General features: G+C 73.1%; 8 protein-coding genes. 3 read left to right on the top strand and 5 right to left on the bottom strand.

Annotated features, from left to right (window positions below):
* Positions 1–19: 19 nt before the first annotated feature.
* A complete protein-coding gene (gene treZ / locus ACWGI6_RS15980; protein WP_453268059.1) occupies positions 20–1,825 on the bottom strand; it encodes a malto-oligosyltrehalose trehalohydrolase in 1,806 nt (601 codons plus the stop codon).
* A 197-nt stretch (positions 1,826–2,022) separates the two neighbouring features.
* Between treZ and ACWGI6_RS15975 the strand changes: the two genes are divergently transcribed.
* Positions 2,023–2,568, top strand: a complete 546-nt coding sequence (locus tag ACWGI6_RS15975; RefSeq protein WP_393903731.1) for an FHA domain-containing protein — start codon at positions 2,023–2,025, stop codon at positions 2,566–2,568.
* Between the two features lie 11 nt (positions 2,569–2,579).
* On the opposite strand, the gene otr(A) is transcribed toward ACWGI6_RS15975, so the two are convergent.
* Together otr(A) and ACWGI6_RS15965 are read right to left on the bottom strand one after the other, a co-directional pair.
* A complete protein-coding gene (otr(A), locus tag ACWGI6_RS15970; RefSeq protein ID WP_453268058.1) occupies positions 2,580–4,592 on the bottom strand; it encodes a tetracycline resistance ribosomal protection protein Otr(A) in 2,013 nt (670 codons plus the stop codon).
* A gap of 162 nt (positions 4,593–4,754) precedes the next feature.
* Positions 4,755–6,230 (bottom strand): dihydrolipoyl dehydrogenase family protein, encoded by a 1,476-nt coding sequence (locus ACWGI6_RS15965; RefSeq protein WP_453268057.1) that lies wholly within the window; start codon positions 6,228–6,230, stop codon positions 4,755–4,757.
* Between the two features lie 118 nt (positions 6,231–6,348).
* On the opposite strand from ACWGI6_RS15965, the gene ACWGI6_RS15960 reads away from it, so the two are divergent.
* Positions 6,349–7,239 (top strand): LysR family transcriptional regulator, encoded by an 891-nt coding sequence (locus ACWGI6_RS15960; RefSeq protein ID WP_453268056.1) that lies wholly within the window; start codon positions 6,349–6,351, stop codon positions 7,237–7,239.
* 7 nt (positions 7,240–7,246) lie between these two features.
* Here ACWGI6_RS15960 and treY read toward each other — a convergent pair whose 3' ends face one another.
* On the bottom strand, positions 7,247–9,706 hold the full coding sequence (gene treY / locus ACWGI6_RS15955; RefSeq protein WP_453268055.1) for a malto-oligosyltrehalose synthase: 2,460 nt from the start codon (positions 9,704–9,706) through the stop codon (positions 7,247–7,249).
* 150 nt (positions 9,707–9,856) lie between these two features.
* Here treY and ACWGI6_RS15950 point away from each other — a divergent pair, with 150 nt between their 5' ends.
* Complete coding sequence (locus ACWGI6_RS15950) at positions 9,857–11,293, top strand: MFS transporter (protein WP_453268054.1); 1,437 nt, start codon at positions 9,857–9,859, stop codon at positions 11,291–11,293.
* On the opposite strand, the gene glgX is transcribed toward ACWGI6_RS15950, so the two are convergent.
* Entirely contained in the window at positions 11,253–13,460 is a 2,208-nt protein-coding gene (gene glgX, locus ACWGI6_RS15945; protein ID WP_453268053.1) for a glycogen debranching protein GlgX, read from the bottom strand. The genes ACWGI6_RS15950 and glgX overlap by 41 nt on opposite strands.
* Between the last annotated feature and the right edge of the window lie 57 nt (positions 13,461–13,517).

The raw sequence follows: 13,517 nt of genomic DNA, 5'->3' as shown, positions 1-13,517 counted from the left end.
GCCCCGCGGCAGCCCCGCCCTACGGCCCGAGCACCACCGCCGATTCCGGCGGCAGCCGCAGCACGCCGTCCGCCCCGGGAAGCCGGGCCGCGGGCCAGCCCGCCAGGGCCTGCAGCCCGGCCCCGCCGCCCTCACCGCCGCCGTCCCCGTCCGCGCCGTCGCCGCCGACCGGAATGGCGGCCGTGGTGTCCCGCGCGAGATTGACCGCCACCCGTAGCGGCCCGCGCCGCAGCAGCAGCCAGCGGGCCTCCTCGTCGTAGCGGACGCCGGTGTGGCGCGGATCCGGGTCCGTCAACGGCGGCAGCTCATGGCGCAGCGCCAGCAGCGTACGGTGCCAGGCCAGCAGCGCGGTGTGCGGCTCCACGGCGGGTTCGCCCCAGTCCAGCACGCAGCGGTCGCGGGTCGCCGGGTCCTGCGGATCCGGCCAGTCGCCGGCGTCACCGGCCCACTCGTGCGCGGCGAACTCGCGACGCCGCCCGGCGCGTACCGCCTCGGCCAGTTCCGGATCCGTGTGAGCGGTGAAGTACTGCCACGGGGTGGTGGCCCCCCACTCCTCGCCCATGAACAGCATCGGTGTGAACGGCGCGCACAGCACCAGCGTGGCGGCGCAGGCGAGCAGCCCCGGGGAGAGACCGGCAGCGAGCCGGTCGCCGAGCGCGCGGTTGCCGATCTGATCGTGCGTCTGGGCGTAGGCGAGCAGCCGGTAGGCGGGCGTCACCCGCAGGTCGAGGGGCGCGCCGTGCGTCTCGCCGCGGAAGCTGGAATAGCTCCCGTCGTGGAAGAAGCCGCCGGTCAGCGTCTTTGCGAGAGCGGCGAGCGGGGCGCGCGCGAAGTCGGCGTAGTAGCCCTGGGATTCGCCGGTGAGCGCGGTGTGCAGGGCGTGATGGAAGTCGTCGTTCCACTGCGCGTGCAGACCGTGCCCGCCGTCCGTCCGGGGTGCGGTGGTGCGCGGATCGTTGAGGTCGGACTCGGCGACCAGGAACAGCGGGCGCCCCAGCTGCCCGGCCAGCGCGTCGACGGCGGCGGACAATGCGGCCAGGAAGTGCGGGGTGCCGTCGTCGTGCAGTGCGTGGACGGCGTCCAGCCGCAGCCCGTCGAGCCGGTAGTCACGCAGCCAGGAGAGCGCGCAGTCGAGGAGATAGCCGCGCACCTCGTCGCTGCCGGGGGCGTCAAGGTTGACCGCCGCGCCCCACGGCGTGTGGTGGGTGTCGGTGAAGTACGGCCCGAACTCCGGGAGATGGTTGCCGGACGGGCCGAGGTGGTTGTGCACCACATCGAGCACGACCCCCAGCCCGTGGCCGTGCGCCGCGTCCACGAACCGCTTGAGCCCGTCCGGCCCCCCGTACGGTTCGTGCACCGCCCAGGGCGCGACCCCGTCGTAGCCCCACCCGTGGCTGCCGGGGAACGGGCAGACCGGCATCAGGGAGACATGGGTGATGCCCAGGTCGGCGAGGTGCCGCAGCCGCGCGGCCGCGGCGTCGAAGGTGCCCTCGGGGGTGTACGTCCCGATGTGCAGCTCGTAGAGGGCCGCGCCGGGCAGTGGGCGGCCGGGCCATGGATGCCGCCACCCGAACCGGTCGTGCTCGACGACCGCACCGGGGCCCCCTGGGCCCTCCGGCAGCCGCACGGCGCGCGGATCGGGCAGCGGCGGCCCGCCGTCGAGCCGGAAGCCGTACCGGTCCCCGTCGACGGCCGGTGCCTCGGTACGCCACCGGCCCGGGTGTCCGGCAGCGGGCTCCAGCGGGACGTCCGGCTCACCGGCCCGCTCACCCGCCCACTGGAGAGCGACCCGCCCGGCCTTCGGTGCCCACACCTCGAACAGCACGGCCGTCCTCCTTCGTTCGGTCCCGGTACCTGACGAAGAAAGCATGCTGCCGCGCCGCCCGACAGCCCGGCGCGGCGATACGGGCCGGCTTCACGCCATCCCGGTGAGCCGTTCCGGCGCGCCCGCGGGCTCACCCGCACCGTCCCGCGCACCTACCTTGCCTGGACAGCGGCTCGCGGTGGCCGGAGAATCGCGGTATGACTTCGCTCGAGTTCCCCGCGCGTCCGGCGCGCCCGTCGGACGCCGACCGGGAACGCGCCCTCGACCTGCTGCGCGACGGTGCGGCGCAGGGACGGCTCTCCCAGGACACCTTCCTGCGGCGCCTGGAACTCGTCCTCACCGCCCAGCAGCAGTCCGAACTCGACCTGGTCACGGCCGACTTGGCGGCTCGCGGCAAGGTCCAGGGAGTCATGCTGCGGATGGTGGGCCGGGTGTCGGCGTTCCACCTCAGGGTGCGCCGCGCATGGCGTATGGAGCGGCTGCCGAAGCTGCTGCTGCCGGAGCCAGGTCCGCTCCCGCTGCGCATAGGACGGGCACCCGGCATGGGCCTGCGGCTCAACCACGAGACGGTCTCCCGCGCCCACGCCGAACTCCGCAGCGCGAGCAAGGGATGGCTGCTCCGCGACCTCGGCTCCACCAACGGCACCTGCGTCAACGGCCGCCGTGTGGTGGGCGAGGTGCCGGTCGGCCCCGGCGACCACATCACCTTCGGCCGGGTGGATTACGTCCTGACGGAGCGCTGAGCGGGCGGTCCTCATACGGACCCGCCCCGTGGCGACGGCGACGCCGCACCGTCCTCCGGCACCGGCTCCCGCCCGGCATCCCGCACCGGCCGGTCCCCCGAGGGACGGGACGTCCACAGCCCTTCTCCATGCGTCAGACCGGGCAACAGCCCCTGGAATTCGGGTACATGACGGGCCGGCAGGAAACCGCTGACCAGCCAGGAGTGCTGCCCTGCGGTGGTCTCGGCGAAGGCGGCGCCCAGCGCCGCGAGGCGGGCGGTCACCGGCGCCAGCGCGGCGAGCGGGACCTCGGCCTCGAAGGCGTGGTAGGGCTCGTGGACCCGGGTGCCGGCCCGGTGCAGCGCCCGCCGCAGTACGACGGGGGTGACCGTACGGAAATCCCCGGCGGTGCTGAGCGGGCCGACGAAGCCGGAACGGGTCAGCACCACCCGGCAGTCCGTCACCGCCAGCCCGTGCGGTCCGCGCCGCAGGGTCGCCAGCACGGTCTCCTCGATCGCCTGGTGGAATCCGTGCGGCAGGGCGCCCAGTTCGGTCTCGTACGTGAAGACCGGGCCGGAGCCCCGGGCGCCCGGCTCGACGCGGAGGCCGACCGTGGCCCAGGGCCCGGTGTGGCCGTGCCTGGCGATCTCCTCGCAGGCCTCGCCGACCCCGCACGGCCGCTCGACACACACCACCCGGCTGGGCGCGAACTCGGCCTCGATGCCGTGCTCCTGGCACAAGGTGGCCGCAATGATCTCCTTCTGCACCTCGCCGTGCAGCAGCACCGAGGTCGCCCCGTCCGGCGCGGGGCGCGCCCGCAGCAGCGGGTCCTGGTCGGCGAGCGTCAGCAGCGCGGCGCGCAGCGCGGCGGCGTGCGCCGGACGGCGCGCCCGGACCAGGGTTTCGAGGGTGGGGGAGGGGAACAGGGCGCTGTCCGCGGGGTCATCGGTGGCCGGCCCGAGACGGTCGCCGGTCCGGATGCCGGGCAGCCCGCGGACCACCCCGATATTGCCCGGGGTGAGCGGCCCGCCGTCGCCGGCCGGCCGGCCGACGACTTCGAGAGCGGTGATCCGTCCGGTCAGGGACCCGTCGGTGCCGTCCGCACCGGGCCGGTGCAGCTCGATCTGCCGGCGTGGCCGCAACTCGCCCTCGTAGAGCCGGATATGGGCCGTCCGCTCGCCGTTCGGCGGCTGGTGGACGGCGAAGACCGTGCCCCGGGGAGCGGTGCCCGTGCCGGCCGGCGCCGGCGGGATCAGCCGGACCATGCCGTCGATGAGCGCGCCGACGCCCTGACCGCCGAGTGCGGAGCCGAAGTACACCGGGTGCAGCGAGCCGTCGGCGGTCCGGGCGGCGAGCGCCTTGCGGAGCCGGTCCGCGGTCAGCTCCGGCCCGTCCGGCTCCGTGCCGCCATGGCCCCGGCCGTGCGCTCCGGGTGCGGGACCCACCAGCTGGGCCAGGACCGACTCGTCCACCTCGGCGACCGTTTCGGCGATCCGCTCGCGGACCCGGGGGTCCTCCAGGGCGTACGGCACCGCGTCGGCCTGTGCGGTGCCGAGGCCGGTCACGGACGCCATCGGGACGGCGACCGGCGCCAGCAGCCGGCGGATGTCCGCGAGCAGCGCCTCGTCCCGGGCGCCGACCCGGTCGATCTTGTTGACGAACAGCAGGGTGGGCAGCCGCAGCCGTCGCAGCGTCTTCATCAGCACCCGGGTCCTGGCCTGGACGCCCTCCACCGCGGACAGCAGCAGGACGGCGCCGTCGAGCACCCCCAGGGCGCGCTCGACCTCGGCGATGAAGTCGGAGTGCCCGGGGGTGTCGAGGAGATTGACCTGGACCCCGCCGACGGTGAAGGAGGCGACGGCCGAGCGGATCGTGATGCCGCGCTGCCGCTCCAGCTCGTCGGTGTCCGTCCGGGTGTCACCGGCGTCGACGCTGCCGAGCCGGTCGATGGCACCGGTGTCGAAGAGCAGTCGCTCGGTGAGGCTGGTCTTACCCGCGTCGACGTGGGCGAGAATCCCGATGTTCAGGGTGTGCGAAGGAAGCATGGAGAGTGGATTCCTCAAGAACTGTCGTCCGGTCGGGGCGATGAGTAGTTCCGAGGAATCCGCGCATTCCGTGCTCCTGGTTCGGGGAAAATCGGGCGTACGGGGCCATGGTTCGCCGGCGTATGCGGCATCGCAACCGAATTAACCGGTCGGGGCGGCCGCTCAGTGCTGATGCAGCCCCCGTCCCGCCAGCGTCAGAAATGCCTCGCCGACCGCCTCCGAGAGCGTCGGGTGCGCATGGATGTGCGCGGCGACATCGGCCGGCTCGGCCTCCCAGGCGACGATCAGCTGGCTCTCCGCGATCATCTCCGAGACATGAGGCCCGACGAGATGGACGCCGAGCACCGCGCCGGTGTTCCCCAAGCTCTCCACTTCGTTCGAGCAGGGGAGACCCCCATCGCCGCCCGCCCCGTCCGCGGCGGCGATCACCTTCACCATGCCGCCCTGACCGTGCACCATGCCCTTGGCGGTGGCGGCCAGCGGCATGGTGTTGACCTTGATCTCCAGGCCGCGGGCGCGCGCCTCGGCCTCGGTCAGACCGACCGACGCGGTCTGTGGCGAGGAGTACGTCACCCGCGGCACCGTCGAGTAGTCCACCGCACGTCCGGGAAGGCCCGCCAGCGTCTCGGCCACCAACAGGCCCTCCGCGAACGAGGCATGGGCGAGGCCCAGGGCCGGCGGCGGCAGCAGATCACCGACCACATGGATCCCCGGCACGGCGGTCTCCAGCCGCGACCGGTCGACCGGTGCGACGAACCCCCGCTCGTCCGCCGACAGCCCGGCCGCCGCAAGGTCCAGCCCGTCCGTCACCGGGACCCGCCCCACCGCGATCAGCAGCCGTTCGGCCTCGACCGCCAGCTCCTCGCCCTTCGGGGTGCGCACGGTGGCCCGTACGCCGTCGGGCAGCAGCTCGGTGCCGGTCAGCGTCGAGCCGGTACGGACCGCGATACCGCGCTTCTTGAGTCCGCGTGCCAGATGACGGCCGACCTCCTCGTCCTCCAGCGGAAGCAGCCGCTCCGCCGCCTCGACGAGCGTGACGTCGGCCCCCATGGAGCGGTGGAAGGACGCGTACTCGACGCCGATCGCACCACCGCCCAGGACCAGTACGGATGCCGGGAGTCCGGCGGCGAACAGCGCGTCGTCGCTGGTCACGACACGACGGCCATCGGCCGTCAGCCCCGGCAGCAGGCGCGGCCGGGACCCGGTGGCAAGGACGATGCCGCGCCGCGCGGTGAACTCCCCGGCGCCCTCGATGTGGACGGTACGGAGACCGGTCAGCCGCGCCGTGCCCTGGACGACCTGCACTCCCGCCGTCCGCAGGTTCCCCACAACACCTTGGTGGTTGCGGGCGACGATGGTGTCGCGGGTGGCCACCAGGGCCGGCCAGTCGAGGGAGTCGACGGTGGCTTTGACGCCCCACCGCTCGCGGGCCTCGGCGATCCCGTCCACCAGCTCGGCGGCGTGCAGCATGGCCTTGCTGGGGATGCAGCCGCGGTGCAGGCAGGTGCCGCCGATCAGATTGCGTTCGGCCAGCACCACCCGCAGGCCCAGGGACGCGGCGCGCAGCGCGGTGCTGTAGCCGCCCGTGCCGCCGCCGATGACAAGGACGTCCGTCGTGTTCGCGTCTGTCTGACTCATGTGAGCAGACTCCGCCTACCTGCAGCGATGAGTCCAAGGCAATGTTTCTATGGAGTTGATGCAGAGTCCTCATGGGGCGACTTCATGAGGTGGGCCAGGTGCACCGGGAGGGGCGGGCATGAGTCTGCGGCAGATGGAGTACCTCGTCGCGGTCGTCGAGCAGGAGTCCTTCACCCGCGCCGCCGAGGCGCTGCACGTCACGCAGTCCGCGCTCTCCCACCAGATCAAGGCGCTGGAGCGGGAGGTCGGCGGCCCGCTGCTGGAGCGGATGACACGCGGGGTGCGGCTGACCGTGATGGGCCGGGCCTACTTCCCGCACGCCGAACTCGCCGTCCGCAGCGCCCGGCAGGCCCGCCGCGCCGCGCTCGCGGCGGGCGGCGCGGAGAGCGGCGAACTGCATATCGCGACGGTGCATGCACAGGCGATCGGGGTCCTCCCGGAGGTCTGCGCACGCTGGGCCCGCGAGCATCCGGGCGTGCGCCTGGTGCTCCATGAGTACGCCACGACCGAGGAGTTGTCCGACCAGATGGCCCGCGGCGTCGCCGATATGGCGCTCGGGCCGCGCCCCAAGGACTGGCCGGGACCGGTCACCGTCGTGGGTCAGGAACGGATGGTGCTGGTCGTACCGCACGGCGATCCGCTCGCCGCCCGGCAGACGATACGTCTCGCGGAGCTGGCGGACCGCCCGTGGGTGCGCTGCAGTCTGGAGCCGGTGGTCGACGGACGGCGCTGGCTGGACCTGGAGTGCGCACGGGCCGGCTTCACCCCGCGTACCGCCGTCCGCACCCAGCACAGCTCGACCGCCGTCCGGATGGCCTCGGCGGGCGTCGGTGTGCTGCTGACCGCGGCCCATGAACTCCGGGGCCTGGACTGTGCGTCCGTGGCCACCGATCCGCCCTGGCACCGGGACATCACCGTGTTCTCACGGGTCGAACCGGTGGGTGCGGCGGCGGAGTTCACCGAGTTGCTGCGCGCGGCGGGGAACGCGTCCTGTGAAGCGGGTGAATGATGCTGCGTCATTCCTCCACGAACAGCGCCACCGGTGACGCCGCCAGCAGCTCGCTCAGCCCCACCACCGTGCCGCCCGGCAGCTTGCGGCCGGTCAGCCGCTCGTGCCAGGAGCCGCCCGGCGGCAGCCGCAGCAGGGTGTCCCACCAGCCGCCGGTCTCCACCAGCCGCAGCGACAGACGGGTCACCACCGTCAGCACCCGGCCGCTGCGGCAGAACGCCACACAGTGCTCGGCCGCCGGGCCCTCCGCATACACCGGCTCGTACGACGCCGTGGCGCCGAACCACTGGGGATGATCGCGCCGCAGCCGCAGCGCCGTGGCGGTCAGCCGGAGCTTTTCGGCGGACAGATCGCGCGGCGCGCTGCCGGCGTCCAGCTCGGCCAGCAGCTCCGGGAGGAAGTGGGCCGGCCCCCTGTTGTCCGGGTCGACGAGTGCGGCATAGGCGCGTTCGGTGCCCTGATAGAGGTCGGGAACGCCCGGCATGGTCAGGTGCAGCAGCGCCGCGCCCAGCACATTGGCGCGGATGAACGGGGCGAGTTCCCCGTCCAGCGCGGCGAGCGGGGCAGCCGTGGGACCGCACGGTCCATTACGTACGAACTCCGCGACCGCCTCCTCGTAGCCCGCGTTCCGCTCCGTCCACGAGGTGCGCAGTCCGGCCTCCCGTACGGCCTTGAGGACCGCGGGCGCCACTCGTTCCGCCGCGGCTCCGTCGCCGGGCGCCCCCAGGCCGAACGCGGTCTGCCAGGCCAGCCACGACACCATCGGATCCGCCGGACCGGCTCCGTTCATGCCACTGGCGCCGACCTCGCACACCGCGCCGTCGGCCATCGCGCCCAGGACGTCCCGCCACCGGTCAGGGCACTCCGACAGCACCGCGATCCGGGCCCGTACGTCGGCGCTGCGCTTGGTGTCGTGCGTGGAGAGCACCGTTCCGGCGGCCGGCCGGTCCCGCTGCACCCGGGCGCAGTGTGCATGGAACGCCTCCGGCGGGAGCGCCGGTTCCCCGGGGGCGCCGCCGACCTCACAGGCCGACAGCAGCACCGGATAGCGGTAGAAGGCGGTGTCCTCCACGGATTTGGCGTGCAGCGCGGACGCGGTCTGCGCGAACCGCGCAGCGAAGTCTGCGCAGTCCGCGCTGCCGTGGTCCGGGTCGTCCGTCAGCCGGCCGAGCGCCAGATCGTGGATCAGATCCACCGCCCGCCCCTCCGCGGGCACCCGGAAGGCGGTACGCGCCCCCGCCGCAGCCGTGCCCAGCATCGCCGCATCCCGCTCGGCCTGCCCGGTATCGGCGGCGTACGGGCGGTACACCGGCAGCCGCACCATCAGCTCACGGATGGCGTGGCGCAGCGCCCACGGCGCATGGTCGCCCGGTTCGGGGACGCGCGCGCTGATCCGGGCCGCGGTCCGCACCAGCCGCTCGACCTCCGCCGAGAGATCGTGCGTGATGACCTCGTACGCGGCCCGGCGCACCGTCTCCTCCCAGTCGCCGCCCTCGTCGGCGAGCGGGGTGACGAAGTCCCGGTAGTGCGAGAACAGCCGTCCGGCACCCTGCGGGCAGACGAACAGGCCGTCGATGTGCCGCAGGGCGTCATAGCCCGTGGTGCCCGCACAGGCCCAGCTCCGCGGGAGCTGTTCGTCGCCGGTGAGGATCTTCTCGACGACCGTCCAGCGGCCTCCGGTCCCCTCGTGCAGCCGGGCCAGATAGCCGCGCGGGTCCACCAGGCCGTCCGGATGGTCGATGCGCAGCCCGTCGATGACGCCCTCGCGGATCAGCCGCAGCACCGTGCCGTGGGTCGCCTCGAAGACCTCGGGATCCTCGGCGCGGACCGCGATCAGCTCCGAAATGGTGAAGAAACGGCGGTAGTTGAGCTCGCTGCGGGCCAGCCGCCACCAGGCGAGGCGGTACCACTGGGCCTCCAGGAGGCGCGTCAGCGGCAGCCCCGCCGTGCCGGGGCGCAGCGGGAAGGCGTGCTCCTGATAGCGCAGCACCTCGCCCTCGACGCGGAAGTGCCGCGCCTCGTCGCCGAGCCGGCCGCCGAGCACCGGCAGCAGCAGCCGGCCGCCGTGTCCGGCGTCCCAGTCGATGTCGAACCACCGCGCGTACGGGGAGGACGGGCCGTCGCGCAGCACCTGCCACAGCGGTCCGTTCAGCGACACCGGCTGCGGCACGGCCATATGGTTCGGCACGAAGTCCACGACCAGCCCGAGGCCGTGCGACCGGGCCGTCGCCGCCAGCGCCCGCAGCCCCGGCTCGCCGCCCAGCTCGGCCCGTACCGCCGCATGATCGACCACGTCATAGCCGTGGGGGGACCCCGGCACCGCCTCCAGCACCGGCGAGAGATGCAGATGGGAGATCCCGAGCGCGGCCAGATGCGGGACGGCCCGCTCGGCGGCGGCGAACGGGAAGTCCGGCTGGAGCTGCAGCCGGTAGGTGGCGGTCGGCGACGTACTCGGTGGCTGCGTCATGGGAACACCCGTACCCCGCTGACGGCCCGTTGTGTCATCCCGCCCGGCATTGGTGTCGTCCCTTCCTCCAAGGGATCGGGGCGTGTGGCCGTAGACCTTCGTACGTCCGGTGTGTGGGGTACGCGGACCGTGCCCGGATAGCGTCTGGCGATGATCGCTGCCATAGCCACCTATCGCCGGGTGCTCGCGCTGAGCGGGCCGATGCTGCCCGTCATCTCCTTCCTCGGCAGGCTCCCCACGGCCATGTGCCAGCTCGGCAGTCTGCTGCTGGTGGCGCGGACGAGCGGCTCGCTGGCCACCGCGGGTCTGGTGGGCGGTGCGCTGGCGGCGGGTCAGACGGTGGGCGGGCCGCTGCTGGGCCGGCTCGCCGACCGGCACGGGCAGCGGCCGGTGGTGCTGGCCGCCTGCTGGTTCGATGCGTTCGCCGTGGCCGCGCTGGTGGCCGCCGCCCTCGCCCGGACCGAGGCGCTGCCGCTCGCGCTGATCGGGCTGCTCGCCGGTGCCGGCGTACCGCAGATCGGGCCGCTGGCCCGCACCCGGCTCGTGGCGCTCGCCCGCCGCGCACGGGCCGACGAGCGCCTGATCAATACGGCGCTGTCCTTCGAAGGCACCCTGGACGAGATGTCGTTCGTGCTCGGCCCGGCGCTGGTGGGACTGTCCGCCACGGTGGCCCACCCGGCCGTGGCGCTCGCTCTGGCCGCGCTGCTGCTCGCGGTCTGCGGCTCGGCCTTCGCGCTGCATCCGACGGCGGCGGTGCTGCATCCGACGGCGGCGGTGCTGCATCCGACGGTGGCGGTGCCGCATCCGACGGCGGCGGTGCCGCACCCGACGGCGGCGCTGTCGCACCCGGCGGCCGCGGTGCCGCACCCGGCGGCCGGGGCGCCGGTGCCCACGAGCGAGGCGCCGCGGTCCAGCGCCCCCTCGGGCGGGCCGCCCGCCCCCACGACGGACGACCTCCGTGCCGGGGCGCCCGGCGCCCGGCCGATCCGCCCCCGGATGCCCCGTGCGGTGCACGGCATGCGCGCCTCGATGGCGCTGCAGGGCGTTCTCTTCGGCGCCTGCCAGGCCGGCATCACCGCGCTCACCGAACGCCTCCACCAGCCCGCCCAGGCCGGACTCGTCTACGCCGCGATGGGGGTGATGAGCGCGGTCGCCGGACTCTCACTGGCGCTGGTCCCCGCCCGGATCGCACTGCCGACACGCTGGCGGGCGGCCGCCGCCGCGCTGATCGTGCTGTCCGTGCCGCTGCTGTTCGTACGGACCCTGGGGGCGCTCTATCCGGTCGTCGTGGTGCTCGGGGTGGCCATTGCCCCGCATCTGATCACGCTCTTCGGCCTCACCGAACGGCTGGTGCCGGCCGGCCGGCTGGCCGAATCGATGGCGTTCCTCACCAGCGCGGTGGTCGGCGGCCAGGCGCTGTCCCTGGCCGCCGCCGGCCGGCTCGCCGAGGCCCACGGCCCCTCCGCCGCCTTCGCCGTCGCCGTCGGGGCCGCTGTCCTGATCCTCGGTATCGCCCTCGGCTCCCCGGTCCGGCGGGCCGCCGCCACTACGCCGGCCGCTGCAGCACCAGCAGACTCCGGCCGATGAGCGTCAGCCGGTCGCCGGCCTTGACCTTGGCGCCGCCGCCGTCCGCCACCGCCTGCGGCCGGTCGGTGTCCACCACGATCTGCCACTGCCGGCCGAGATGCTCCGGAACCCTGAACTCCTGCGCCTGGTCATGGGCGTTGAACATCAGCAGGAACGAGTCGTCGGTGATCGGTTCGCCCCGGGGACCCGGTTCGGAGATCGAGCTGCCGTTGAGGAACACCGCCAGCGACTTGGCATGCACCGACTGCCAGTCGCGCGGCCCCATCTCCTCGCCGCCCGCCGTGAACCACGCGATGTCGGACAGCTCGTCGTGGGCGCCCTCCATCGGGTGCCCCTGGAAGAACCGCCGGCGCCGGAACACCGGATGGTCGCGCCGCAGCCACACCATCTGCCGGACGAACGCCAGCAGCGCCCACTGCTCCTCGTCCGCCACCGACGCCTCGTCCGCCTCGTCCGCCTCGTCCGCCTCGTCCGGTGCGCCGGGCCCGGCCGGTGCGCCCGCGCCCCCGGCGGGGACGGGCTCCGGCCAGCGCACCCACGACAGCTCGTTGTCCTGGCAGTAGGCGTTGTTGTTGCCGCCCTGGCTGCGCCCGAACTCGTCCCCGTGGCTGAGCATCGGCACGCCCTGCGACAGCATCAGCGTGGCGAGGAAGTTGCGCATCTGCCGCGCCCGCAGCCGGCGCACCCCGGGATCGTCGGCCGGCCCCTCGGCGCCGCAGTTCCAGGACCGGTTGAAGCGCTCACCGTCCCGGTTGTCCTCGCCGTTGGCCTCGTTGTGCTTCTCGTTGTACGCGACCAGATCGTGCAGCGTGAAGCCGTCATGGCAGGTCACGAAGTTCACCGAGGCCAGCGGCCGCCGCCCGTCCTCCTGGTAGAGGTCCGACGAACCCGTCAGCCGGGACCCGAACTCCGCCAGGGTGCGCGGTTCACCCCGCCACAGATCCCGCACGGTGTCCCGGTACTTCCCGTTCCACTCGGTCCACAGCGGCGGGAAGTTCCCCACCTGATAGCCGCCCTCGCCGACGTCCCACGGCTCGGCGATCAGCTTCACCTGGCTGACGACCGGGTCCTGGTGCACCAGATCGAAGAACGACGACAGCCGGTCCACCTCGTGGAACTGCCGGGCCAGCGTCGCCGCCAGATCGAAGCGGAAGCCGTCCACCCGCATCTCCTGCACCCAGTAGCGCAGCGAGTCCATCACCAGCTGCAGCACATGGGGGCTGCGCATCAGCAGCGAATTCCCGGTGCCCGTGGTGTCCATGTAGTACTGCTTGTCCTCCGACAGGCGGTAGTACGAGGCGTTGTCCAGCCCCCGGAACGACAGCGTCGGGCCCAGATGGCTGCCCTCGGCGGTGTGGTTGTAGACGACATCGAGAATCACCTCGATACCGGCCTGGTGCAGCGCCCGTACCGCCGTCTTGAACTCCAGCACCTGCTGCCCGCGGTCGCCCCAGGAAGCGTAGGCGTTGTGCGGGGCGAAGAATCCGATGGTGTTGTAGCCCCAGTAGTTCGTCAGCCCCGCGTCCACCAGCCGGTGGTCCTGGACGAACTGATGCACCGGCATCAGCTCCAGCGCGGTCACCCCGAGCTTGGTCAGATGGTCGATGATCGCCGGATGCGCCAGCGCCGCATAGGTGCCGCGCAGCTCCTCGGGGAGCTCCGGATGGCGCATCGTCAGACCCTTGACATGGGCCTCGTAGAGCACCGTCTCGTGATACGCGGTGCGCGGCGGACGGTCGTCACCCCAGTCGAAGTACGGGTTGACCACGACCGACGCCATGGTGTGCGGCGCCGAGTCCAGGTCGTTGCGGACCTCGGGGCGTCCGAAGTGGTAGCCGTAGACGGCCTCGTCCCAGTCGATCCGGCCGCTCATGGCCCGTGCGTACGGATCGAGCAGCAGCTTCGCCGAGTTGCAGCGCTGCCCCCGTTCCGGTTCGTACGGACCGTGCACCCGGAAGCCGTAACGCTGCCCCGGCATCACCCCCGGAAGAAACGCGTGCCGCACATTGGCGTCGCTCTCACGCAGCTCGACGGCGGTCTCCGAACCGTCGTCGTGCAGCAGACACAGTTCGATGCGCTTCGCGGCTTCGGAGAACACCGCGAAGTTGGTGCCCGCCCCGTCATAGGTGGCACCCAGCGGATACATCTGTCCCGGCCAGACCTGCATGGGTAGACTCTTCCACTTTCTTCTCGGGCGCTGCGGCGACTCCACGACACGCATTTG

This window comes from Streptomyces sp. NPDC054786, assembly GCF_053611685.1.
The sequence above is the reverse complement of the archived record's forward strand: the minus strand, read 5'-3'. Positions and strand labels throughout refer to the sequence as shown.

What these genes read in the sequence shown, in the direction of transcription:
- ACWGI6_RS15965 (WP_453268057.1), bottom strand. Translation starts at nt 6,230, where the DNA reads ATGAGTCAGACAGACGCGAACACGACGGACGTCCTTGTCATCGGCGGC.
- glgX (WP_453268053.1), bottom strand. Translation starts at nt 13,460, where the DNA reads ATGCAGGTCTGGCCGGGACAGATGTATCCGCTGGGTGCCACCTATGAC.
- ACWGI6_RS15950 (WP_453268054.1), top strand. Translation starts at nt 9,857, where the DNA reads ATGATCGCTGCCATAGCCACCTATCGCCGGGTGCTCGCGCTGAGCGGG.
- ACWGI6_RS15960 (WP_453268056.1), top strand. Translation starts at nt 6,349, where the DNA reads ATGAGTCTGCGGCAGATGGAGTACCTCGTCGCGGTCGTCGAGCAGGAG.
- treY (WP_453268055.1), bottom strand. Translation starts at nt 9,706, where the DNA reads ATGACGCAGCCACCGAGTACGTCGCCGACCGCCACCTACCGGCTGCAG.
- ACWGI6_RS15975 (WP_393903731.1), top strand. Translation starts at nt 2,023, where the DNA reads ATGACTTCGCTCGAGTTCCCCGCGCGTCCGGCGCGCCCGTCGGACGCC.